This is a genomic window from Acidovorax sp. (assembly GCF_046294525.1).
Classification (GTDB): Bacteria; Pseudomonadota; Gammaproteobacteria; order Burkholderiales; family Burkholderiaceae_C; genus Acidovorax.
In genome coordinates, this window is sequence record NZ_JBKBKQ010000023.1 from 25,296 (window position 1) to 48,178 (window position 22,883).

Here is a 22,883-nt window from a genome sequence, read left to right on the forward strand (position 1 = left end):
CCACCCGCAGCCCACGCAACGGGCGCAGCCGAGACGAGGGCAGCCGCGCAAGGGCCGCCAAGCCGCATAGGCGGCGCTTCGCTCGCGTGCGCTGGCTGCAATCCCCCTGCCCGCATTGCGCAGCAATGCGAGAGCGGGGGGAAGGCCCGCAGGGCCTCAGAGGGGTGTCGCTTCATGTCTACAAAGGACGATTCTGGTCGCTGTCGGGCGGGCGGCGCTGGGGCGCCAACAGCACCCAGCTGGCGACGGGCCAGAGCAGGGCTTCGAGCAGCGGCGCCAGAAAGCTCCACAGTCCCGGGAAGATACCGCCGGAGGCCATGCGCAGCAAGAGCTCGATCGCATGGGCCAGCGCAAACAGCGGCAGCACCTGCAGCGCCTGCGAGGGCACGCTGAACCACAGCAGGCGCCGGTGGATGGCGATGGCCGCAAACGACAGCACGGCATAAGACAGCGCATGCTGGCCCAGGAGGGCCGACTGCGACACGTCCATGCACAGCCCTAGCACAAAGGCCACGCCCATGCCGATGCGCAGCGGCTGGTGCACGCCCCAGAACACCAGCAGCACCATGACGAGGTCCGGCGTCCACACCACGCGGCCCAGCGGCAGCATGTTGACGGCCAGGCCCGCGGCCAGGCTGGCAGCGATGAACACCGGGTTCACCGGCATCAGCAGGGGCTCGCCACGCGGCATGATCATGGCGCGGTTCCGTCCAGAAGAGCGGCAGCAGCGGGAGCGGCGGCGAAACGGGTCATTTGCGGGTCCCCCGCTTGGCGGGCGAGGTGGGCACGGGGTCGGGCCGCGGCAAGGTGTTGTCGGCCAGCGGCTGGAGCACCACCACGTGGCGCGCGCCCTGCACCTGTGCCAGCGGCATGCAGTAAATGCGCGCAAAGGCCGAGTCGGCGCGGCGCTCCACCCGCACCACGCGCGCTACCGGGAGGCCCGAGGGGTAGAGCCCGTCCACGCCGCTGGTGGTCAGCAGATCATCTTCGCGCACATCGGCATTGGCGGGCATGAAGCGTAGCTCCATGCCCCCGCCGCCGTGACCGGCCACGGGGTCGCCATAGGCGACGCCGCGGGCGCCGGTGCGCACGTTGAGCACGGGGATGGCCTGGTCGCGGTCTACCAGCAAGGTGACTTCGCTCACCAGCGGAAACACGCGGGTGACCTGGCCCAGCACACCGGCCTCATCCATCACGGGCGAGCCCAGCTCCACACCGCCCAGCTGGCCCCGGTCGATGACCACGCGCCGTGTGTAGGTGTCTGCCGTGTCATAGATCACCTCGGCCGCCTGGGCGGGGGTGGTCAGGCGCTCGCGCAGGGCCAGCAGCTCGCGCAGGCGGGTGTTCTCTAGCGCCAGCTGCTCGGCCTGGTTGGCCCGCTGGCCCATGACGGTCATCTTCTTGCGGGCCGCATCGGCCTCGTCCTGCGCCGCTTTCAGTGACTGGAAATACCCCGCGCCGTGGCTTGCAAACTCCACCGGCTGGAGCATGAGCCACTGCACCGGGTACAGCACCGTGCCCACAGCCTGCCGCACCGGCTCGGTCAGCTTGAAGCGCACATCGGCCACCATGAGGAACAGCGCCAGCGCACTGTAGACGGCCAAACGCGACAGGGCCGAAGGGCCCTGTTTGAAGAAAGGAGGAGCGCTGCGCTCTAGAGTACCCAGTGGCATGTGCGGCGCATGCGTTCAGTGACAGTGATGTGGTCCCGTGCCTGTGGCAGGACAGGCATCGCTGGATTACTCGCTGGTAAAGATGCTGCCCAGGCGGTCCATGCGCTCCAGCGCAATACCGCAGCCGCGCACCACACAGGTCAGCGGGTCTTCGGCGACCAGCACGGGCAGGCCGGTTTCTTCGGCCAGCAGGCGGTCCAGGTCGCGCAGCAGCGCGCCGCCGCCCGTCAGCATCATGCCGCGGTCGGCAATGTCGGCACCCAGCTCGGGGGGGGTTTGCTCCAGCGCATTCTTCACGGCCGAGACGATCTGGTTCAGCGGGTCGGTCAGCGCCTCCAGCACTTCGTTGCTGGAGATGGTGAAGCTGCGAGGCACGCCTTCGGACAGGTTGCGGCCCTTGACTTCCATCTCGCGCACTTCGGAGCCGGGGAAGGCCGAGCCGATGTTCTTCTTGATGGCTTCGGCGGTGGGCTCGCCAATCAGCATGCCGTAGTTGCGGCGGATGTAGCTGATGATGGCTTCGTCGAACTTGTCGCCACCGACGCGCACACTGCCCTTGTAGACCATGCCGCCGAGCGAGATCACGCCCACCTCGGTCGTGCCACCGCCGATGTCCACCACCATCGATCCCGAGGCCTCTGACACGGGCAGACCAGCGCCGATACCGGCCGCCATGGGTTCTTCGATCAGGTAGACCGCCGTGGCGCCCGCAGCCTCGGCCGCATCCTTGATGGCGCGGCGCTCGACCTGGGTGGAGCCGCAGGGCACGCAGATGATGATGCGCGGGCTGGGAGTGAACAGCGTGCGCGGGTGCACCATCTTGATGAACTGCTTGATCATCTGCTCGGTGATCACGAAGTCGGCGATCACGCCGTCCTTCATCGGGCGGATGGCTTCGATGTTGCCGGGCACCTTGCCCAGCATGGCCTTGGCCTCGTGGCCTACGGCCTGGATGACTTTCTTGCCGTGGGGGCCGCCTTCGTGGCGGATGGCGACAACGGAGGGCTCGTCGAGCACGATGCCTTTGTCGCGGGCGAAGATGAGGGTGTTGGCTGTGCCAAGGTCAATGGCCAGGTCGGTGGAGAAGTACCGACGGAAAGCTCCGAACATTCAGGGATCCTCTCAGGCACGGCATGCACGTCGGCCTGCCATCGCCGGGTGTGTCAGGGAGTGGGTGGGGGTCAGATAACGCTTTTTTCGCACAATCACCAGCAAAAAAAGGGCCATTGCGACAAAGCCGGGATAATACCCCATCCCCTGTGAATAACTCCCGCTGGCGCGGGCCGCGGCACAGCTTTACTTCTGGTTTCTCTAGATTCTTCTCCCTATGGCACTGACCCCCCAGGACATCGGCCGCATCGCCAACTTGGCGCGGCTTGAGCTGACCCCTTCAGAGAGTGAGCGCATGCTCACCCAGCTCAACGGCTTCTTTGACATCGTGGAACAGATGCGGGCTGTGGATACCTCGGGCGTTACGCCCCTGGCACACCCCGTGGCCGCCATCCAGGACGTGCAGTTGCGCCTGCGCGAGGACGCGGCCAGCGAGCCCAACCGGCGCGAGGCCAACCAGCAAAGCGCCCCCGCCGTCGAACGAGGCCTGTTCCTCGTGCCCAAAGTGATCGAGTAAGTAAGAACTGACTTCCGCCGCATGACTTCCACCGCATTGCACGATCTGGGCGTGGCCCAACTGACCACCGAGCTGCGCGAGCGCCGCGTCTCGGCCGTCGAGGCCGCCCAGCATTTCCTCGCACGCGCACAAGCCCATCAAAACCTGGGCGCCTACGTGGCCGTGGACCCCGACATCACCCTGGCCCAGGCCCGCGCCCAGGACGCCGCCATCGCCGCTGGCACCGCGGGCCCCCTGGCGGGCGTGCCGATTGCCCACAAGGACATCTTTGTCACCAAGGACTTCCCCAGCACCGCCGGCTCGAAGATGCTGGCGGGCTACCGGTCGCCTTTCGACGCCACCGTGGTCACCAAGCTGGCCGACGCGGGCGCCGTCACGCTGGGCAAGCTCAACTGCGACGAGTTCGCCATGGGCTCGGCCAACGAAAATTCGGCCGTCGCCCCCGTGGGCTTTGACGCCCCCGCCCCCGTGCGCAACCCCTGGGCTACCGACCGCATCCCCGGCGGCTCGTCCGGCGGCAGCGCCGTGGCCGTGGCTGCACGCCTGGCGCCGGCCGTCACCGGCACCGACACGGGCGGCTCCATCCGCCAGCCCGCCTCGTTCTGCGGCATCACCGGCATCAAGCCGACCTATGGCCGCGCCAGCCGCTACGGCATGATCGCGTTTGCCTCCAGCCTCGATCAGGCGGGCCCCATGGCCCGCAGTGCCGAAGACTGCGCGCTGCTGCTGTCCGCCATGTGCGGCCCCGACCCAGACCGCGACTCCACCAGCCTGGATGTGCCCGCCGAAAACTTCAGCGCCCAGCTGAACGACAGCATTGAAGGCCTGCGCATCGGCGTCCCCGCCGAGTTCTTTGGCGAAGGCCTGGCGCCCGATGTGCGCGCGGCCGTGGAGGGCGCGCTCAAGGAATACGAGAAGCTCGGCGCCAAGCTCGTGCCCATCAGCCTGCCGCGCACGCAGCTGTCCATACCGGTCTACTACATCATTGCCCCGGCCGAGGCGTCGTCCAACCTCAGCCGCTTCGACGGCGTGAAGTTTGGCCACCGCGCCCAGCACTACACCGACCTCGTGGACATGTACAAGAAGACCCGCGCCGAAGGTTTTGGCGACGAGGTCAAGCGCCGCATCATGATCGGCGCCTATGTGCTGAGCCACGGCTATTACGACGCCTACTACCTGCAGGCCCAGAAGATCCGCCGCATGATTGCCGACGACTTCCAGAACGCGTTCAAGAGCTGCGACCTGATCGCGGGCCCCGTGGCCCCCACCGTGGCCTGGAAGCTGGGTGACCACGGCAACGACCCGTTGGCCGACTACCTGGCCGACATCTTCACCCTGCCCGGCTCGCTGGCCGGCCTGCCCGGCATGAGCGTACCCGCTGGTTTTGGCGAGGGGGGCCTGCCCGTGGGCCTGCAGCTGATCGGCAACTACTTCCAGGAAAGCCGGTTGCTGAATGCCGCACACCGCCTGCAGCAGGCCACCGACTTCCACCTGCGGTCACCGCTCTGAAAAACATAGCTGCCAGCGCTTGATGACAAAGGGTTTCAAGCCAGTTTCATTTGGAAACCTTGTGCAACCTGCGCCAGCAGCTCCTTATTTGATAGTGATAGCCAAGGACAGATCCTTCCATGTCGGCCAAACTCATTCAGGGCTACGAAGTCGTCATCGGCTTTGAAACCCACACGCAGCTCGCCACCCAGAGCAAGATCTTCAGCCGCGCCAGCACCGCCTTTGGCGCCGAGCCCAACACCCAGGCCTGCGCCGTGGACCTGGCCCTGCCCGGCACCCTGCCGGTGATGAACCGCGAGGCCGTTGCCTGCGCCATCCGCCTGGGGCTGGCCCTGGGCTCGCACATTGCGCCCGTCAGCATTTTTGCGCGCAAGAACTACTTCTACCCCGACCTGCCCAAGGGCTACCAAATCAGCCAGTTCGAGATCCCGGTCGTGCAAGGCGGCGAGGTGTCTTTCTTTCTGGGCGACGAGAAGAAGACCGTCCGCCTGGTGCGTGCCCACCTGGAGGAAGATGCGGGCAAATCGCTGCATGAAGACTTCATCGGTCAGTCCGGCATCGACCTCAACCGTGCCGGCACGCCTCTGCTTGAGATCGTGACCGAGCCCGACATCCGAAGCAGCGAAGAGGCCGTGGCCTATGCCAAGGAGCTGCACAAGATCGTGACCTGGATCGGCATCTGCGACGGCAACATGCAGGAAGGCAGTTTCCGCTGCGACGCCAACGTGTCGGTGCGCAAGCCCGGCCAACCACTGGGCACCCGCCGCGAGATCAAGAACCTGAACTCGTTCAAGTTCATGCAGCAGGCCATCGACTACGAGATCCGCTGGCAGATCGAGCAGATCGAAGACGGCCACGCCATCCAGCAGGCCACCGTGCTGTTCGACCCGGACACGGGCGAGACGCGCGCGATGCGGACCAAGGAAGACGCGGCGGACTACCGGTATTTTCCGGACCCGGACCTGCCGCCGCTGCACGTGTCCGCTCAATGGGTGGAAGAAGAACGCGCCCGCATGGCCGAGCTGCCGCGCACCATGGCAGCACGCTTTGTCGCCGACTACGGCCTGCCCGAATACGACGCCACCACGCTCACACAGAGCAAGGCGATGGCCGGCTATTTTGAAGCGGCCGCCAAGGCCTGCGGCCAGCCCAAGCTGGCCAGCAATTGGATCATGGGTGAGGTGTCGCGCCGCTTGAACATGGCCGAGGTCGGCATCGAGCAGGCGCCCGTCTCATCTGCCCAGCTGGCTGCGCTGATCGGGCGCATTGCCGATGGCACCATCTCCAACAACGCCGCCAAGCAGGTGTTTGACGCGCTGTGGACGGGTGAGGGCTCTGACGTGGATGCGGTCATCGAGGCCAAGGGCCTCAAACAGATGAACGACTCCGGCGCGCTCGAAAAAATCATCGACGAGGTGATTGCCGCCAACCCCGACAACGTAGCGCAGTTCCGCGCGGGCAAGGACAAGGCCTTCAACGCGCTGGTCGGCCAGATCATGAAAGCCAGCAAGGGCAAGGCCAATCCCACGCAGGTCAACGAGGTGCTACGCGCCAAGCTGGCGGGCTGACACATTTCTGAGCGCTGCAAAAAACCAAGGGGCCTGCGGGCCCCTTGGTTTTTCTGTGTGTTGTTGGTGTCCGTGCACGGCGCCCGCCATTAGACGTGTGCGCAGTGGGTGACGAAGACAGCTCAGCGCGTAGCGGAGGCCGGTGCAGGGGATGCCGCCGACGCCGCAGGCGCCTCGGCCGTGGGCAGCGGTGCGCGCTGGGCATCCCACAGTTTGCGCAACTGGGCCAGCTCGGCATCAAAGCGCGCATGCACGCGCCGCTTTTCCTGGTCCTGCCCCGCGATGAAGCGCTGCTGCTCCGCAATGCTCTCGTCGGTTTCGCCAATCTTGCGGCGCAGAGTCATGGGGGCTTTATTGGGGTCCTTCTTGTAGAACTCCATCTCCTGGTCGAGCTTCTTGCGCTCGGCGTTCAGTTCGGTGATGCGTTTTTCCGCCGTGGCCGTCACGTCATCCACCAGCTGGATCGCGGCCGCGCGCTCCACGTCGTGCGCAGCCTTGTTCGGGTAGCGGGCCACCAGCACGCGCTCGCGGCGGCGCTCTTCCACGACCCGGGCGCGCTCCTCGGCTTCCTTGCGGCGCTGGGCCTCAAGCGCCGTGCGTTCCACCTCCGTCAGCGTCGGTCCGATCTGGCGCCGCGTGACGCCCGACGGGCTGAGCTCGCGCTGCTCGCGGTCTGCACATTCTGCAATGGGCCGGTCGGCCGTGAGCCGGCGGCCGTTGCGGTCCACGCAGGTGTAGATGCCGCCCGCGGCGCCACTTTGGTCCTGCGCCCAGGCACTTTCGGCGCCCAGGGTGGCCAACAGAACTCCGCCCAAGATCCACGCCGCTGTGCTCAAGTCATCTACCCTTCGTTGACACCATAGCGCTGGCGGTACGCCAGCACTTTTTCATGATGGGAGCGCATCCCCTCTTCCCCGTTATGGGAGAGGTACAGCAATAAGTCTGCCAACCGAGCGATGGCGCACACCTGCATGCCCAGCTGCTGGCGCACATACTGCACTGCGCTGTGGTCGACGTCCTGGCCATTCTCGGTGGCTTTTTCCTGGCGGTCCAGCGCAATGGCCACAGCGTGCGGTGTGGCGCCTGCCGCCTTGATGATGGCAATGGACTCGCGTGCGGCGGTGCCGGCCGACATCACGTCATCCACGATGAGCACGCGCCCCTTAAGCGGCGCGCCCACCAGCGTGCCGCCCTCGCCGTGGTCCTTGGCCTCCTTGCGGTTGTAGGCAAAGGGCACGTTGCGGCCCAGGCGCGCCAGCTCCACGGCCACCGTGGCGGCCAGCGGAATTCCCTTATAGGCGGGGCCGAACACCATGTCGAATTCGATGCCGCTGGCGATGAGGGCTTTTGCATAGAATTCCGCGAGCCGGCCGAGCTTGCGGCCGTCATCGAAGAGGCCGGCGTTAAAAAAATAGGGGCTCAGGCGCCCCGCCTTGGTCTTGAACTCGCCAAACCGCAGCACGCCCGATTCGACGGCGAACTGCACAAAATCCTGCGCCAGCCGTCCCTGCTCCGAGGGTTGCGCGCCAACATCCACCATGGGGAAATCCTTGTTCAAGTTAACCAGCCTCAATCTCAATGGCATCCGCTCGGCCACCAGCAAAGGCGTGGAAAGCTGGATGGCAGCCACGCGGCCGGATTGTATTTGCGTGCAGGAAGTGAAGGCCCAGGCGGCCGACATGGCCAACCGCTTCGAGCGCCTGGCCGACCTGCAGGGACACTTCCACTTTGCCCAGAAAAAGGGCTATTCGGGAGTGGGCATCTACACGCGGCATGTGCCCTCGGATGTAGTCGTTGGCTATGGGTCAGCCGAGTTCGATGCAGAAGGCCGATATGTCGAGCTGCGTTTTGACACGCCCGCCCGCAAGCTGTCGATCATCAGTGCGTACTTTCCCAGCGGCTCGTCGGGCGAGGAGCGGCAGTTGGCCAAGTTCCGCTTCCTGGACGAGTTCCATCCGCACCTCATGCGCCTGAAGGCCGAGCGCGACTTCATCCTGTGCGGCGACATCAATATTGCGCATCAGCAAATCGACCTCAAAAACTGGCGCAGCAATCAGAAAAACAGTGGTTTTTTGCCCGAAGAACGCGCCTGGATGACAAAGTTGTTGCACACAACTGATGAAGGCGGCGGCATCATAGACGTTTACCGTCAGTTACAACCTACCGCCACCGACACCGCCTACACCTGGTGGAGCAACCGGGGTCAGGCCTACGCCAACAACGTGGGCTGGCGCCTGGACTACCACTTGGCCACCCCGGCGTTGGCGGCGCTGGCACGCACTGAATCCATCTACAAAGGCGAGAAGTTTTCCGACCACGCACCGATCACCGTGGAGTACGACCTGAGCCTTTGACCTGCCCCATTGAGCTGATGAACGACGCCGCTGCCTTCGCCCTTCCGCCCTCTTCCTCCTCCTCCCACAGTTTCCGGCCCAGCAGCGCAGAGGCCTTGTGGAAACAGCTCTCCACCCCCCACCCCAGCGTGGGCAAGGCGCGCCACCTGGGCGAGGCCCTGGTCCACGCCGGGCTGTTGTCGCCGCCCGCGTTGAGCGAAGGTCTGCAGGCGCAGCAGGCCGAGCGCGCCGAAGGCCAGCACCGCCTGATCGGCCAGATCCTGGTGGACCGCGGGGCGCTGACGCAGGAGCAGCTGCGACAGGTGATTGCTGCCTGGCTGGGCGACTACACCGTGCACCCTGGGGACCTCACACCCGAGGCCGCGGCGCTGGCGCTGATCCCCCGCGCGGTGGCGGAGCGTGAATCGGTGCTGCCGCTGGTGGCACGCGACGACGCGCTGGTGCTGCTGATGGCCGACCCCACCGACCGCGTGCTGCTGGATGAGCTGCGGTTCCTAACTCAGCGGCGTGTCATTGCACTGCAGGCGGCGCCAGGCACACTGATGCCCGCCATCCACCAGGCCTACCGGGTGCACCCTGCAGGCGCGAACCCTGCCGCCCCGCCCGCAGCGGCGCGCGCCACATCCCGAGAGCTGGCCAGCAACCTCAGCGCGGCGGCGCCCGAAGTGCAGGCCGATGCGGAACAGGCCGACGTGATCAGCGAGTCCGACAACACCCTGGTGCGGCTCATCAACTCGGTCATCGACGAGGCTATCCATCACCGCGCGTCCGACATCCACATCGAGACCGAGCCGGCTCCGCAGAACGTGCGCATCCGCCTGCGCATCGACGGCGACCTCACGCCCTATCTGGAACTGCCCGCGCGCTACCGCTTTGCCATGGTGGCCCGCATCAAGATCATGGCGGGCATGGACATCTCCGAGCACCGCAAGCCCCAGGACGGCAAGATCGACTTCGCCCGCTTTGGCGGGCCACCGGTGGAGCTGCGCGTAGTCACCGTACCCACCTCGCGCGGACTGGAGGACGTGGTGCTGCGCCTGCTCGCGGGCGCCAAGCCGCTGCCGCTCGAAAACATCGGACTCAGCGCTCGCAACCTGACGGACCTGCGCGCCGTAGTGCAAAAGAGCTACGGCCTGGTGCTGGTGTGCGGGCCCACGGGCTGCGGCAAGACCACCACGCTGCACTCGGTGGTGCGCGACATCAACACCGCCGGCCGCAAGATATGGACGGCCGAAGACCCCATCGAGATCACCCAGAGCGGCCTGCGCCAGGTGCAGGTGAACCCCCGCATCGGCTGGACCTTTGCCGCTGCCATGCGCACGTTTTTGCGCGCGGACCCGGACGTGATCATGATCGGCGAGATGCGCGACGAGGAGACCGCGCGCATCGCCATCGAGGCCTCGCTCACCGGCCACCTGGTGCTGTCCACCCTGCACACCAACTCGGCGCCCGAGAGCATTGCGCGGCTGCTGGAGATGGGCCTGGACCCGTTCAATTTTTCCGATTCGCTGCTGGCCATCCTGGCGCAGCGCCTGGTACGCCGCCTGTGCACGGCCTGTCGCGCGCCCCATGTGGCGGACGACGACACGCTGGCCAGCCTGGCATCGCAGTACCTGGACAGCGGCGCCCACAACACGCCCCAGGCCCGCGCGGAGCAGGTCGCGCGCTGGCGGCAGCAGCACGGCCAGGGCGCTGAGCGACAGCTGCGCCTGTGGCGGGCCGTGGGCTGCCCGGAGTGCGAGGGCCACGGCTACCGGGGCCGCCTGGGCATTCATGAACTGATGCTGAGCGACGACCCCATCCGCCAGCACATCCGCCACCGGGCGCCCGCCTCGGACATCCGCCATTCGGCACTGGCGGCCGGCATGCTCACGCTGCGCCAGGACGGCATCGAAAAAGTGCTGCAGGGCCTGACGGACATGTCCGAAGTCGTGGCGGCCACCAACCTGTAGCGGTGGTGCGCCGGGTGGGCGCCTGCTTGCGATGAGCGGGGCATGCTGCCTACCCCAGCGGCCCGCGCGCCCTGCCTACGACCACCGTCAGCTTGGTCAACAATTGTCAAAGTGCGGCTATTGACCCCATAACGCGGCATCTGCAACCCCTGCCCGGGGCAGCGTCCCGGCATAGTTTGTCCCATCCACTTCCGGAAATCGGCTCACCCTTGTGGGCACCGAGGCCTGACGGGCCCATGTTGTTGTTGCGATGAAGTTCCCATCTGTCCACGCCCTGCTCCCTGCAGGAGCCTCCCTTTGTTTCTAACCATGGCTATGGGCCGCGTTTACTGCGACTGCGCTGTGGGCGCCCGCCTCGGCAGGCGCCACCTCCGTCTGTGATGCGCCCGAAAACCGCGCTGTGCTGCGTCTGCAGGCTGCAACGCCAGCCACCGCGCAAGCCTGCGACCTCAACGGCCTTGAAAAGCTGCCCGCACGCACGATCACCACTGCCTTGCCGCCAGCCTTGGGCTTAGCCGGTGTGCAGCACTGGAAAGGGGTGCCGCTGCGCCAGCTGGTGGAGATGCTGGGCGGGGGCGAGCACAGCCACATCCAGCTCACTGCGCTGAATGACTATTCCATCCGCATACCGTGGAGTGACCTCGTGCGCTACGACCCCATCGTGGCGTACAGCCGTAACCACCAGCGCATGGGGATCCGCGACAAGGGCCCGCTGATCCTGATCTACCCCTTTGATGGCCACCCACAGCTGCAGACACAGGAGTACCTCAACCGCACCATCTGGCAGGTCAATGCAATCTCCGTCCGCTAAGCCCTCACCACCGCGCCCGCAAGCACCGCCTCCAGCCCCTGCGGGCGCAGACACTTCCACGCGACAGCGGGCAGGCACCTACGGGCTTCTGGCCGTCGTGGTCGCCATGGCGCTGGCGACATCCATGACCTTGTGGTGGACGGTGCGCCAGACCCAGCAGCTGGCACAGCCCTACCAGCAAAGCGACCTGTGGTATGTCTCCAGCGTCCACAGCGAGCTGGCACGGGTGAGCCTGCTGGCACACAACGTGGCGGACCACGGCGCGTCACCGAGCGAACTGCAGGCGCCTGGACGTTCTGCTCAGCACGCTGGACACCTCCGCACAGGCACCCCGCATCAGCACCCAGCTGCGCGATGCACTGCCCCACACCGCGCGCAACCTGGACGACCTATTGCACCAGGCCGAGGGCTGGGCGCAACGGCTGGGCGCTGCAAGCGCCGACGGGGCTGCTGTCGCAGCAGACATCGTCGGCGCGTCGGACGCCCAGCTCGACACTGTCCGCAAGGCGGTGGCGGCGGTGCACCTGCTCAACACACAGGAGACCGACCGCGCGCGACAGCAGTTGCATGACCGCTTCAAGCTGCTCAGTGCCGTGCTGGGCAGCCTGTTGGCCGGCACAGCGCTCCTGGTCTGGCGCCTGGTGCGCAACGCGCGCCAGGCCCGCGCCTTGGCGCAACAGCTGGCGCAGGCCAATCGCCAGCTGGAAGTGCGCGTGGCCAGCCGCACACGCAAGATCGAGGAAGGCCGTGCACTGCTGAGCTTCATCCTGGACACCAGCCCCAGCGATGTGGTGCTGACCGACGTGGAAAGCGGCAAGGTGCACTTCATGAACCACCAGCTGACCGAGCGCCTGGGGCTCAAGGCCCCACCCGGCACCCTGTTCCTGCACCAGCTGCTGCACGACCCCGCGGTGGGCGAAAGCCTCATGCAGGCGCTGGACCAGTACGGCCAGGTCGACGCGCTGGAGGCGCAGATCGGCGAGCAGCACCCCAGCTGGCGCTCCCTGTCGGCACGGCTTATCGAGGTGGATGGGCGCCTGGCGCACCTGCTGTGGGGCTTTGACATCAGCCGCCACAAGGAGCTCGAATCGCAGTTGCGCGAGCTGGCCACGCGCGATGCCCTCACCGGGCTGCTCAACCGGCGCGCGTTCATGGAAGGCGGCACCGCCCTGTTCGACCATTGCCGCCGCCATGCACAGCCGTGCACGGTGCTGATGATCGACATCGACCATTTCAAGCGCATCAATGACCATCACGGCCACCAGACCGGCGATGCCGCGCTGCGCGCCTGCGCGCAGGCCATTGGCAGTGCCCAGCGCGATGCCGACCTGCTGGGGCGCCTGGGCGGGGAGGAGTTTGCAGCGCTGCTGCCCCATTCCTCCACCAGCAGCGCCTTCAAGATCGCGGAGCGCATCCGCGACGCGCTCGCGCGAATGCCCCTGTCAGCGCCCGACGGCCAGCCGCTGCCGCTGACCGTCTCCATCGGCATCGCCGAGATGGAGCTCACCCACGCGGGCATCGAGCCCCTGCTGGCCGACGCCGACGGCGCCCTCTACCGCGCCAAGGCTTCAGGCCGCAACAAAGTGCTTGCCTGCGAGCCCGCCATCCGACAACCTTGAAACCACCACAGAGTGCACGCCATGAGCATCCGACTATTGATTGTTGATGACAGCCGCATGTCCCGGCTTATCCTGCAAGGGCTGGTCGCACAGGCCCATCCGGATTGGACCATCGTGCATGCCAGCAGTGGCGAGGAGGCCCTGCAACTGGCCCAGAGCCAGCCCGTCGATCTGGTATCGATGGACTTCAACATGCATGGAATGAACGGCCTGGAGGCAGCGCTGGCGCTGCGCAAGATCCTGCCCAATGTCCCCATCGCCATCCTCACCGCCAACGTGCAGTCGGTACTGCAGGAGCGCATCGAGGAGGCGGGTATGGCGTTCATAGCCAAGCCCATCACCGCCGCTGCAGTAGCGCAGCTCGCAGCCTTGGCAGGAGCCTGACATGCCCATCCAGCTAGATGCCGATCAAGTCGACGCGCTCAGCGAAATCTTCAACATCGGCGTGGGCAAGGCCGCGGCGGCCATGGGCAACCTCATGCGCGACGAGGTGCTGCTGTCGGTGCCGCATGTCAGCATCCTCACCGTGAGCGAAGCCGCCCAGCAGCTGGGTGCCGCTGAGCGCCCGATGTATGGCGTGCGCCAGCCGTTTCGGGGCGTGTTCAACGGCGACGCACTGCTCATCTTTCCGGGCAACAAGAGCCTGGAGATCGTGCGCATCGTTGCCGGCCAAAGCGTGCCCAGTGAAGACCTGAGCGCCATCGAGCAGGACGCCATGACCGAAGTCGGCAACGTGATGCTGAACGCCTGCATTGCAGCCCTGGCCGACCTGCTGGGCAGCGAATTCGAGCTCAGCCCGCCCAGCATCGACACCGGCGACAGCCGCACCATCCTGGGCACGCGCATCCAGAACCACCTGGTGGTGTTTCTGCACATCCGCTTCGAATTGCTGAGCAGCCAGATCGAGGGCTTTGTGGTGTTTGTGCTCAACACCACGTCCCTGGAGGGGCTGCGCTCTGCCATCAACCGGCTGCTGGGGCGGCCCGAAGACCTGGACTGACCGAAGCCACCAGACGGTCCGGGCGGGGCGCACCCTTGCGCAAACGCTGTGCGAAACTTGGCCCCTTTGCGCCGCATGGGCTGTACAAGGGCAGCGCCTTGTGCGCCACCCATGCACGCCGCGCCTGCAAGTCCAAACGCCCGCGCGCCGGGCAACGCCCCAAGACATCCATGCTCCGCTACATCACCGTCCCCGTTACTGCGTTTCAACAGAACGCCTCGCTTGTGTGGTGTGACGCCACCCAGAAGGCAGCCGTCATCGACCCCGGCGGCGATCTGGAGGTGCTGCTGGCTGAAGCCAGGCGCCTCGGCATCACGCTTGACCAGATCTGGCTCACCCACGCGCACATCGACCACGCGGGCGGCACGGGCGAGCTGGCCGAGCGGCTGTCGCTGCCCATCGTGGGGCCGCACTCTGGCGATCAGTTCTGGATCGACGGGCTGCCACAGCAAAGCGCGATGTTCGGGTTTCCGCCTGCACAGCACTTCACGCCCACGCGCTGGCTGCGCGACGGCGACACCGTGCAGATCGGCAACGAGACCTTGAACGTGCGCCACTGCCCCGGGCACACGCCGGGGCATGTGGTGTTCCATGCGCCGCAGATCGACCGCGCCTTTGTGGGCGATGTGCTGTTTGCCGGCAGCATCGGCCGCACGGATTTTCCGCAAGGCAATCACCAGGACTTGATTAACAGCATCACAGAGCGCCTGTGGCCCATGGGAGACCAGACGGTGTTCATCCCCGGACACGGGCCGGAAAGCACGTTTGGCCGGGAGCGCAAAAGCAACCCGTATGTGGGCGGGACCTGAAAATTTGGGTGTTTTTAGCCGCTAGCGCTTATACAGCAAGCGCTAGCAGCTATCAAAATTGGAGTAACGTTGGCTGCCGCGCACTCAACCGTTGCGCCGCGCCGCCTCGTACAGCCCCTGCACCTTGGGCACGTTCGCCTGCAGCTCCTTGATGCGCGCGGGCCCCGATGGGTGGGTGGACAAAAACGCCAGCCCCCCCTGCTTGTTGCCGCTGGCATTGCCCATCTTCTGCCACAGGCTCACAGAGGCAGCCGGGTCATACCCGGCACGTGCGGCCAGCTCCAGGCCCACCAGGTCGGCGTCGCTCTCGTCCGACCGGCTGAACTGCAGCGTCAGCAGTTGCCCGCCCAGCCCCGCCGCCGCCTGGCCCAGGTCGCCCAGGCCCAACAGCTGCGAGCCCAGGCGCAGCGCCAGGTTGGTGCCCTGCGTCTTGGCAATGCGCTCACGCGCATGCTCGCGCAGGGCGTGGGCCATTTCGTGGCCCATGATCATGGCGGCCTCGTCGTCGGTGAGCTTGAGCTGGTCGAGGATGCCGGTGTAGAAGGCGATCTTGCCGCCGGGCATGCAGAACGCGTTGATCTGCGAGCTGCCGATCAGGTTGACCTCCCAGCGCCATTGCTTGGCGCGGTCGTTCCACGGCGCGGCAAAGGGGATCAGCCGCTTGGCGATGGCGTGCAGGCGCTGCAACTGGGGGTGGTTGTCGGGCGCCAGCGCGCGCTTGGCGCGGGCCTGCTCCAGCATCTGGCGGTACTGCTGTGCGGCCGACTGCTCCAGCGTCTCAGCCGGCACCAGCTTGCGCAGGCTGGAGGACGAGCCCACGTCCACCTGCGCCAGCACAGGCGTGGCCGCTGCAGCGCCCGCAGCCAGCAGAAAGCCCCGGCGCGCGGACCAGGGGGACGATGGGGCAGCAGAAGGCGTGGGGCAAAAGAGGCACATACCGGAATCACCTGAAGGAATAATGGGCGGCGCTGACGGACCCAGTCTGCACCAGAGCCTGCGGCCCAGATGGGGGTAGCCAGGCTAGGCAACAAGGGTGCCAGCGATGATAGACAAAACCCCTGCCCGCCCATGTCAGACACCTCCACCACTTCTGCCCCCGCCCCCGCCAGCGCCGCCCCCACCACAGCACCCGCCCGCACCCCCTGGCTGCAGACCCTGCGCGTGTACCTGGAGCCCGCCAGCCTGCGCATGCTGACCCTGGGTTTTGCCGCCGGGCTGCCGCTGCTGCTGGTGTTGGGCACGCTCTCGTTCCGGCTGCGCGAGGCAGGCATCGACCGCAGCACCATCGGGTATCTCAGCTGGGTGGGGCTGGCCTACGGCTTCAAGTGGGTGTGGGCACCGCTGGTGGACCGCATGCCCATCCCGATGCTGACCCGTGCCCTCGGGCGGCGGCGCAGCTGGCTGCTGCTATCGCAAGCCGTGATCGTGGCGGGCCTGGTCGGCATGGCGCTGGCCGACCCGCGCCAGACGCTGGGCCCCATCGTGTGGTGTGCGCTGGCCGTAGCGTTTGGGTCGGCCACGCAGGACATTGCACTCGACGCGTTCCGCATCGAATCCGCCGATGCGAACCACCAGGCGGCGCTGGCGGCCTCGTACCAGACGGGGTATCGGTTGGCGATGATCTGGGCCGGGGCGGGCGTGCTGTGGATTGCAGCCCGCGCCGAGGTGGCGCCCGCGGCGGCCCAGGCCGTGCTGCAGGGCGTGGCTGCGTACCAGAACGGGGCCTGGCAAATGGCCTATCTGGTGATGGCGGCGTCGATGGCCGTGGGCATCGTCACCGTGCTGTTCTCGCGCGAGCCAGTGCCTGTGCAGTTGCCGCCCGCCAAGAACGCGGTGGAATGGATCCAGGGCGCATTGGTAGCCCCGTTTGCAGACTTTCTGCGCCGCTACGGCTGGCACGCGGCGCTGATCCTCGCGCTCATCGCCGTGTACCGCATCAGCGACGTGGTGATGGGCATCATGGCCAACCCGTTTTACGTGGACATGGGCTTCACCAAGGACGAGGTGGCCGCCGTGACCAAGGTGTACGGCGTCATCATGACGCTGGTCGGCGCTTTTGTGGGCGGCGTTTTGTCCATGCGTTTTGGCGTGATGCGCATCCTGATGCTGGGCGCCATCCTGAGCGCGGCCAGCAACCTGCTGTTTGCGTGGCTGGCGGGCCACGGACACGATGTGACCGCGCTCATCGCCGTGGTGTCGGCCGACAACCTGGCCAGCGGCATCGCATCGGCCGCGTTCATCGCGTACCTGTCGAGTCTGACCAACGTGAGCTACTCGGCCACGCAGTACGCGCTGTTCAGCTCGATGATGCTGCTGCTGCCAAAGTTTGTGGCGGGCTTCTCGGGCAGCTACGTGGACGCGTTCGGCTATGCCCAGTTCTTCACCGCCACCGCTTTGCTGGGGGTGCCGGTGCTGGCGCTGGTGTGGCTGGCATCCAGACTCAAAACAGCCTCTGGCGCTTTATAGCCAAGCGCCAATAGCTATAAATTTTGCAGCAATCAAGCACAGTCCTGCCGGCAGCGGTTTACCGCAACTTTACGGAGGCTTCAACACGGGGAGACGCCCCCGCGCGAGCATGGCCCCTCTGCCTGGAGCCCCCACTACACTGCCGCCATGAGCTCGCAACTGCTGATGATTGAAGACGACGCCCGCCTCGCACAGATGGTGGGCGAGTACCTGGCCCAGTCGGGCCTGCAGGTCACCCACCGCGCCGATGGCAAAAGCGGCCTGGCCCAGCTGCAGGGCGAAGGCGCGGGCCCCTTGCCCGACCTGGTGATCCTGGACCTCATGCTGCCCGACATGGATGGCCTCGAAGTGTGCCGCCGCATCCGCTCGCTGCAGGGCAGCGCCGCCCAGGTGCCGGTGCTCATGCTCACGGCCAAGGGCGACCCGATGGACCGCATCATCGGCCTGGAGCTGGGCGCCGACGACTACCTGCCCAAGCCCTTCGAGCCGCGCGAGCTGCTGGCCCGCATCCGCGCCATCCTGCGCCGGCGCACCGATGGCGGCAGCGCCGCGGCGGCCACGCAGGTGCTGCGCTTCGGTTCGCTGGAGATCGACCGCGACGCCCGCACTGTCACCGTAGGCGGCCAGCCGGCCGACCTCACGTCCTACCAGTTCGACCTGCTGGTCGCGCTGGCCGAGCGCGCCGGCCGCGTGCTGACGCGCGACCAGATCATGGAGGCCGTGCGCGGCCGCGAGCTGGAGGCGTTTGACCGCAGCATCGACGTGCACATGGGCCGCATCCGCGCCGCTATTGAGGCCGACGCCAAGAACCCGCGCCGCATCCTGACGGTTCGGGGCGTGGGCTACGTCTTCGCCAAGCAACAAGACTGACGAACCTCGGCGAAGGATGTCCCTCTCCACCCCCTTCTCCCGCCGCCTATACCTGCGCATCTGGCTGGCCGTGGTCGGCGGCATTGCAGTGCTGACGCTCACAGTGGGCTGGGCCTGGCGCATGGCCGAGGAACAAAAGGCCCAGAGCGCGCAGCCGTTTGTGCCCCCCTCGCGCGAGATGGTGCTGCGCGACCCCAACGGCAACGTACTGGTGCAGGGGCTGGGCACGCGCCAGCCCAGCGAACCCGGCGAGGGCTCGGAGTTCCGCATCGAGACTGCCACCGGGCAGACCTTTGTGCTGCAGCTGGCCCCGCGCCAGCCCCGGGGCGAGCGCGGCGAACGGGGCGGCCGCCCCGGCGGCCCCAACCAGGACGACGCCGCGTTCTGGACCCGGCCGCCATTTGGCTTTCTTTGGCTGCTGGGCATCGTGGGCCTGGCCGTGGCCGTGGGGGTTTATCCCATCATCCGCCGCCTCACGCAGCGGCTCGAAGCCCTGCAGCGCAGCGTGCAGAAGTTTGGCGAGGGCGATCTGTCGGTGCGGGTGCCCGAGCAGGGGCAGGACGAGGTGGCCGACCTGGCGCGCCAGTTCAACGCCGCCGCCGAGCGCGTCGAAAACCTGGTCAAGTCGCACAAATCCCTGCTGGCCAATGCCTCGCACGAGCTGCGCTCGCCGCTCACCCGCATCCGCATGGGGCTGGAGCTGATGGGTGGCCAGCAGCCCTCGCCCGCATTCCGCGAAGAGATCCTGCGCAACATCGCCGAACTGGACCAGCTGGTGGACGAGATCCTGCTGGCCAGCCGCCTGGATGCGCGCGAGGCCGATGTGGGCACGGTGGAGCTGGTGGATCTGATCGGCCTGGCCGCCGAAGAATGCGCCCGGGTGGACGCCGACCTGGACGTGAGCGCAAGCCCCGATTCGCTGGAGGTGCGCGGGGTGGCCAAGCTGCTGCGCCGGGCCATCCGCAACCTGCTGGAGAATGCGCGCCGCTACAGCACGGGCGAGATCACCGTGGTGGTACACCGCCGCCACGGCCGCGCCGAGGTGCACGTGTGCGACCACGGCCCCGGCGTGCCGCCCGCCCAGCGCGAGCGCATCTTCGAGCCCTTCTATCGCCTGCCCGGCGCCAGCGAACGCGCAGGCGGCGTGGGCCTGGGGCTGGCGCTGGTGCGCTCGATCGCCGGGCGCCACCAGGGTACCGTGCACTGCCAGGACCGGCCCGATGGCGACCACGGCGCCTGTTTTGTGTTGACCCTGCCACTGGCTCCTGAAGCCCACTGACCCGGGCACTGGCTACGTTCAGTGCCCCGTGGGCAATGGCCACCGCCACGCCATGGCCGCATAAACCACCGCCCCCAGCACCAGCGCCGCCGCCGCCACGGCCAGCCCGTACACAAACCCCTGGCCCTGCGTGGCCGCGTGGTGCAGCATCCAGGCCACCATGGGCGGGCCCACGATCTGGCCGATGCCGTAGGCGGCAGTGAGCAGGCCCGGAAAACTGTCGCCCGCTGCGGGCCACACCCGCCGCGCCTCCTGCAGCGCATAGAAGGTGATGGCGGTGAACGGCAGGCCCAGCAGCAGGCTGCCCAGAGCAAAACCCAGAGGCCCTGGCCACACCAGGCTGAGCGCGATGGCCCCGGCCTGCACCGCATAGGCTGCCATGAGCAGCCAGCGCCGGTCCCACGCGGCCGGTGTGCGCGTGGACAGCAACGCCCCCAGCGCCACGCCCACGCCAAACAGCGGCCAGAACAGGTCGGGCCAAGGCGACCCGGCAGGCAGCGCGGCGCGCGCAATCACGGGCAAAAAAGTGGCCGTGACGATGTAGCCCAGCCCTGCCAGTCCATACGCCAGCGTGAGCCCCGTGCGCGCCAGCGGGCCCTGGCCCGGCAGCGCAAGGCCTGATGTCTGCGCTGCAGCCGCAGGGGCTGGCAAGGCCAGGCCCTGCAGCACGGGCCAGATGGCGGCGCACAGGCCCACGCTCAGCACACCAAACACCGCCCACCCGGCGGCGGCGGGCCAGCTCAGGGCCACCATGGCACTGGCCGACAGCCCCGTGAGCACAATGCCCAACCCGGGCCCGCAAAAGATCAGGCCGCCCAGTGCCGCCTGGCCCAGCGCCACCAGCCGCACCATGCACCACACCGAGACATTGAGGAACACCAGCGCACTGGCCACGCCCGCCGCAAAGCGCAGCGCGGGCCAGGCGCCCGGCAACGGCAGTGCCATGCCCAGCGTGAGCAGCACCGTGGCGGCCAGCCCCCAGCGCGCCAGCCGCACCGCATGCCACCGCTGCCGCGCACGCGGCGCCACCCAGGGCAGCGCCATGCAGGCCAGCGCGCCGATCAGATAGCCCAGGTAGTTGGCCGTGGCCAGCCAGCTGCCGCCCGCGAGCGTCACCACACCATCGTGCAGCATCATGGGCAGCAGCGGCGTGAATGCAAACCGCCCGATGCCCATGGCCACGGCCAACGCGGCCATGCCCGCCAGTGCCACCGCCAGCGGGCGCTGCGGCAGGGGCAAGGCGGTGGGGGGTTCCAGGCGGTCAGGTTCGCGCATACGATTCTTTTTTGAGATATATTTTATTTAAATCATCTCACAAAGAGAATATTCATGGACCTCACCGCCCTGGAGATTTTCCGCGCCGTGGCGCAGGAAGGCAGCGTGACCCGCGCGGCCGAACGGCTGGGCCGGGTGCAGTCCAACGTGACCACGCGCGTGCAGCAGCTCGAAGAACAGCTGGGTGCCACGCTGTTCCTGCGCGAGGGCAAGCGCATGGTGCCCACGCCTGCGGGCGAATCGCTGCACGGCTATGCCGACCGCCTGCTGGCACTGGCCGAGGAGGCCCGCCAGTCGGTACACCCCCACGAGCCCGGCGGCCGCCTGCGCCTGGGCGCCATGGAAAGCACAGCCGCCGCGCGCCTGCCCCAGCCGCTGGCGCAGCTGCACGCGCAGTGGCCGGGGCTGGTGCTGGAGCTGTCCACTGCGCCCTCGCGCCAGCTGGTGGAGCAGGTGCTGGCCCACCAGATCGACTGCGCGCTGGTGGCTTGGCCGCCGCCGGGCATCGATGCCGACGCGCCCGTGGAACACACCGCCATGTTCACCGAACCCCTGCTGCTGGCACTGCCCGCCGACCACCCGCCTGTGCACACGCCGCAGGACCTGCAACTGGACACCCTGGCCGCGTTCAGCAACGGCTGCACCTACCGCCGCATGGGCGAGTCCTTCTTGCAGCAAAAAAGCGGCAGCCCGCCCCGCGTGCTGGAGCTGGCCTCGTACCACGCCATCCTGGCCTGTGTGGCTGCCGGGCGCTGCGCGGGCGTGGTGCCGCAGGCCGTGATCGACCTGATGCGCGAGCCGCCCGCCCTGCGGTGGGTGCCGCTGGGCCGTTGCGACACGGTGCTGGTCACGCGGCGCGGCTACCAGTCGCCTGCGCTGCAGGCCCTGCGGGCGGCGCTGTTGGCCAGCGTAGCCCGCCCTGCCCCTTCCATCGCCTGAACCATCTCACCAGGAGTTGCCCATGCCTTCGTTCCCTCTCACCACCCGCCTGGGCCTTGCCCTGCCCATCATCCAGGGCCCCATGACGGGCTCGGACACGCCTGCACTCGCGGCTGCCGTGTCGCAGGCTGGCGGCCTGGGCATGCTGGGCTGCGGCATGCGCTCGCCCGCCGCCATGGCCGAGGCCGCCGCCGAGGTGCGCCGCCGCACCGACCGGCCCTTTGGCATGAACCTGTTCGTGCAGGCCACGCCCACCCCCGACGAGGCCACGGTGTTGGCCGCGCTGCAGCGCCTGGCGCCGTTCTATGCCGAATTCGGACTTGTGCCCGAGCGGCCCGCGCAGTGGTGCGAGGACTTCGGCGCGCAGTTCGAGGCCCTGGTGGCCGCACGCCCGGTGGTGGCCAGCTTCACCTTCGGCATCCTCTCGGCCGAGCAGGTGGCGCGGCTGCAGGCTGTGGGCAGCACAGTGATCGGCACCGCCACCACCGTGGCCGAAGCGCGCGCCTGGGTCGCCGTGGGAGCGGATGCGGTCTGCGCCTCGGGCATGGAATCGGGCGGGCACCGGGGCACCTTTCTGTCGCCCGGCCACGAGGCGCCGCCTGCGGCCGGGCCGTCGGTGGACGACTTCGAGGCCAGCATGCTGGGCACGCTGACGCTGGTGCGCCAGTGTGTGGCCGCGCTGCCGTCCACGCCCATCATCGCGGCGGGCGGCATCATGGACGGGCGCGGCATTGCAGGGGCTCTGGCCCTGGGCGCCCAGGCGGTGCAGATGGGCACGGCGTTCCTGACCTGCCCCGAGTCGGGCATCGGCCCCGCCTACCGCCAGGCGCTGACGCAGGCGGGGCCCACGGACACCCGCACCACGCGCATCTTTTCGGGACGGCCCGCGCGGGGCATCGTCAACACCATGATGGATGCCCTGCGGGCCGACGAGCGCAGCGTGCCCCCCTACCCCGTGCAGAACGCGCTCACGGGCGCACTGCGCCGCGCCGCAGCCCAGGCGGGCCGGGCCGATCATTTGTCGCTGTGGGCAGGCCAGGGCGTGGCCCAGGTGCGGCCCATGCCTGCGGCCGAGCTGGTGGCGATGCTGGCGCAGGAGCTACAGGCAGCCAGCGCCTGAGATTTGCTATAT

The 22,883-nt window shown here is 67.5% G+C and carries 22 protein-coding genes; 15 read left to right on the top strand and 7 right to left on the bottom strand.

Going from position 1 to position 22,883, the window contains the following annotated elements:
- Nucleotides 1-178 precede the first annotated feature (178 nt).
- The 3 genes from mreD to ACK4HJ_RS18130 all read right to left on the bottom strand — a co-directional run bounded on the left by mreD (nucleotide 179) and on the right by ACK4HJ_RS18130 (nucleotide 2,783).
- The gene (gene mreD, locus ACK4HJ_RS18120; RefSeq protein WP_409834157.1) at nucleotides 179-697 is read right to left on the bottom strand and encodes a rod shape-determining protein MreD; all 519 of its coding nucleotides are present in this window, start codon (nucleotides 695-697) and stop codon (nucleotides 179-181) included.
- A 52-nt stretch (nucleotides 698-749) separates the two neighbouring features.
- Nucleotides 750-1,673, bottom strand: coding sequence for a rod shape-determining protein MreC (gene mreC / locus ACK4HJ_RS18125; RefSeq protein WP_409834159.1), 924 nt, complete (start codon nucleotides 1,671-1,673; stop codon nucleotides 750-752).
- Nucleotides 1,674-1,739: 66 nt separating this feature from the next.
- Nucleotides 1,740-2,783, bottom strand: coding sequence for a rod shape-determining protein (locus tag ACK4HJ_RS18130; RefSeq protein WP_008907364.1), 1,044 nt, complete (start codon nucleotides 2,781-2,783; stop codon nucleotides 1,740-1,742).
- Between the two features lie 217 nt (nucleotides 2,784-3,000).
- Between ACK4HJ_RS18130 and gatC the strand changes: the two genes are divergently transcribed.
- From gatC to gatB, 3 genes are all read left to right on the top strand, one after another.
- The gene (gatC, locus tag ACK4HJ_RS18135; protein WP_409834161.1) at nucleotides 3,001-3,300 is read left to right on the top strand and encodes an Asp-tRNA(Asn)/Glu-tRNA(Gln) amidotransferase subunit GatC; all 300 of its coding nucleotides are present in this window, start codon (nucleotides 3,001-3,003) and stop codon (nucleotides 3,298-3,300) included.
- 21 nt (nucleotides 3,301-3,321) lie between these two features.
- Nucleotides 3,322-4,809 (top strand): Asp-tRNA(Asn)/Glu-tRNA(Gln) amidotransferase subunit GatA, encoded by a 1,488-nt coding sequence (gatA, locus tag ACK4HJ_RS18140; protein ID WP_409834163.1) that lies wholly within the window; start codon nucleotides 3,322-3,324, stop codon nucleotides 4,807-4,809.
- A 119-nt stretch (nucleotides 4,810-4,928) separates the two neighbouring features.
- Entirely contained in the window at nucleotides 4,929-6,377 is a 1,449-nt protein-coding gene (gene gatB / locus ACK4HJ_RS18145) for an Asp-tRNA(Asn)/Glu-tRNA(Gln) amidotransferase subunit GatB (protein ID WP_409834166.1), read from the top strand.
- A 122-nt stretch (nucleotides 6,378-6,499) separates the two neighbouring features.
- On the opposite strand, the gene ACK4HJ_RS18150 is transcribed toward gatB, so the two are convergent.
- Nucleotides 6,500-7,213 (bottom strand): DUF4124 domain-containing protein, encoded by a 714-nt coding sequence (locus ACK4HJ_RS18150; RefSeq protein WP_409834167.1) that lies wholly within the window; start codon nucleotides 7,211-7,213, stop codon nucleotides 6,500-6,502.
- Nucleotides 7,214-7,218: 5 nt separating this feature from the next.
- Nucleotides 7,219-7,917 carry an orotate phosphoribosyltransferase gene (pyrE, locus tag ACK4HJ_RS18155; RefSeq protein ID WP_409834169.1) on the bottom strand — a complete coding sequence of 233 codons (699 nt, stop codon included), beginning with the start codon at nucleotides 7,915-7,917 and terminating at the stop codon, nucleotides 7,219-7,221.
- 10 nt (nucleotides 7,918-7,927) lie between these two features.
- Between pyrE and ACK4HJ_RS18160 the strand changes: the two genes are divergently transcribed.
- The 7 genes from ACK4HJ_RS18160 (at nucleotide 7,928) to ACK4HJ_RS18190 (ending at nucleotide 14,922) form a co-directional block, all read left to right on the top strand.
- Nucleotides 7,928-8,731, top strand: a complete 804-nt coding sequence (locus ACK4HJ_RS18160; RefSeq protein WP_409834250.1) for an exodeoxyribonuclease III — start codon at nucleotides 7,928-7,930, stop codon at nucleotides 8,729-8,731.
- Between the two features lie 17 nt (nucleotides 8,732-8,748).
- Nucleotides 8,749-10,683: a GspE/PulE family protein gene (locus tag ACK4HJ_RS18165; protein ID WP_409834170.1), complete on the top strand. Its 1,935-nt coding sequence runs from the start codon at nucleotides 8,749-8,751 to the stop codon at nucleotides 10,681-10,683.
- Nucleotides 10,684-11,083: 400 nt separating this feature from the next.
- Complete coding sequence (locus ACK4HJ_RS18170; RefSeq protein WP_409834172.1) at nucleotides 11,084-11,494, top strand: molybdopterin-dependent oxidoreductase; 411 nt, start codon at nucleotides 11,084-11,086, stop codon at nucleotides 11,492-11,494.
- Between the two features lie 392 nt (nucleotides 11,495-11,886).
- Nucleotides 11,887-13,113: a diguanylate cyclase gene (locus ACK4HJ_RS18175; RefSeq protein WP_409834174.1), complete on the top strand. Its 1,227-nt coding sequence runs from the start codon at nucleotides 11,887-11,889 to the stop codon at nucleotides 13,111-13,113.
- 21 nt (nucleotides 13,114-13,134) lie between these two features.
- On the top strand, nucleotides 13,135-13,497 hold the full coding sequence (locus tag ACK4HJ_RS18180; RefSeq protein ID WP_409834176.1) for a response regulator: 363 nt from the start codon (nucleotides 13,135-13,137) through the stop codon (nucleotides 13,495-13,497).
- A 1-nt stretch (nucleotide 13,498) separates the two neighbouring features.
- The gene (locus ACK4HJ_RS18185; protein WP_409834178.1) at nucleotides 13,499-14,113 is read left to right on the top strand and encodes a chemotaxis protein CheC; all 615 of its coding nucleotides are present in this window, start codon (nucleotides 13,499-13,501) and stop codon (nucleotides 14,111-14,113) included.
- A gap of 170 nt (nucleotides 14,114-14,283) precedes the next feature.
- Nucleotides 14,284-14,922: an MBL fold metallo-hydrolase gene (locus ACK4HJ_RS18190; RefSeq protein ID WP_409834180.1), complete on the top strand. Its 639-nt coding sequence runs from the start codon at nucleotides 14,284-14,286 to the stop codon at nucleotides 14,920-14,922.
- An 84-nt stretch (nucleotides 14,923-15,006) separates the two neighbouring features.
- On the opposite strand, the gene ACK4HJ_RS18195 is transcribed toward ACK4HJ_RS18190, so the two are convergent.
- Complete coding sequence (locus ACK4HJ_RS18195; RefSeq protein WP_409834182.1) at nucleotides 15,007-15,858, bottom strand: M48 family metallopeptidase; 852 nt, start codon at nucleotides 15,856-15,858, stop codon at nucleotides 15,007-15,009.
- 132 nt (nucleotides 15,859-15,990) lie between these two features.
- Here ACK4HJ_RS18195 and ACK4HJ_RS18200 point away from each other — a divergent pair, with 132 nt between their 5' ends.
- The 3 genes from ACK4HJ_RS18200 to ACK4HJ_RS18210 all read left to right on the top strand — a co-directional run bounded on the left by ACK4HJ_RS18200 (nucleotide 15,991) and on the right by ACK4HJ_RS18210 (nucleotide 19,537).
- The gene (locus ACK4HJ_RS18200) at nucleotides 15,991-17,388 is read left to right on the top strand and encodes an AmpG family muropeptide MFS transporter (RefSeq protein WP_409834184.1); all 1,398 of its coding nucleotides are present in this window, start codon (nucleotides 15,991-15,993) and stop codon (nucleotides 17,386-17,388) included.
- Between the two features lie 147 nt (nucleotides 17,389-17,535).
- Complete coding sequence (locus tag ACK4HJ_RS18205) at nucleotides 17,536-18,258, top strand: response regulator (protein WP_409834185.1); 723 nt, start codon at nucleotides 17,536-17,538, stop codon at nucleotides 18,256-18,258.
- A 16-nt stretch (nucleotides 18,259-18,274) separates the two neighbouring features.
- Complete coding sequence (locus ACK4HJ_RS18210; protein WP_409834187.1) at nucleotides 18,275-19,537, top strand: ATP-binding protein; 1,263 nt, start codon at nucleotides 18,275-18,277, stop codon at nucleotides 19,535-19,537.
- An 18-nt stretch (nucleotides 19,538-19,555) separates the two neighbouring features.
- On the opposite strand, the gene ACK4HJ_RS18215 is transcribed toward ACK4HJ_RS18210, so the two are convergent.
- A complete protein-coding gene (locus tag ACK4HJ_RS18215) occupies nucleotides 19,556-20,812 on the bottom strand; it encodes a YbfB/YjiJ family MFS transporter (RefSeq protein ID WP_409834189.1) in 1,257 nt (418 codons plus the stop codon).
- Between the two features lie 54 nt (nucleotides 20,813-20,866).
- Here ACK4HJ_RS18215 and ACK4HJ_RS18220 point away from each other — a divergent pair, with 54 nt between their 5' ends.
- Entirely contained in the window at nucleotides 20,867-21,751 is an 885-nt protein-coding gene (locus ACK4HJ_RS18220; RefSeq protein WP_409834191.1) for a LysR family transcriptional regulator, read from the top strand.
- Nucleotides 21,752-21,773: 22 nt separating this feature from the next.
- Nucleotides 21,774-22,871: an NAD(P)H-dependent flavin oxidoreductase gene (locus ACK4HJ_RS18225; protein ID WP_409834193.1), complete on the top strand. Its 1,098-nt coding sequence runs from the start codon at nucleotides 21,774-21,776 to the stop codon at nucleotides 22,869-22,871.
- The last annotated feature ends 12 nt before the right edge of the window (nucleotides 22,872-22,883 follow it).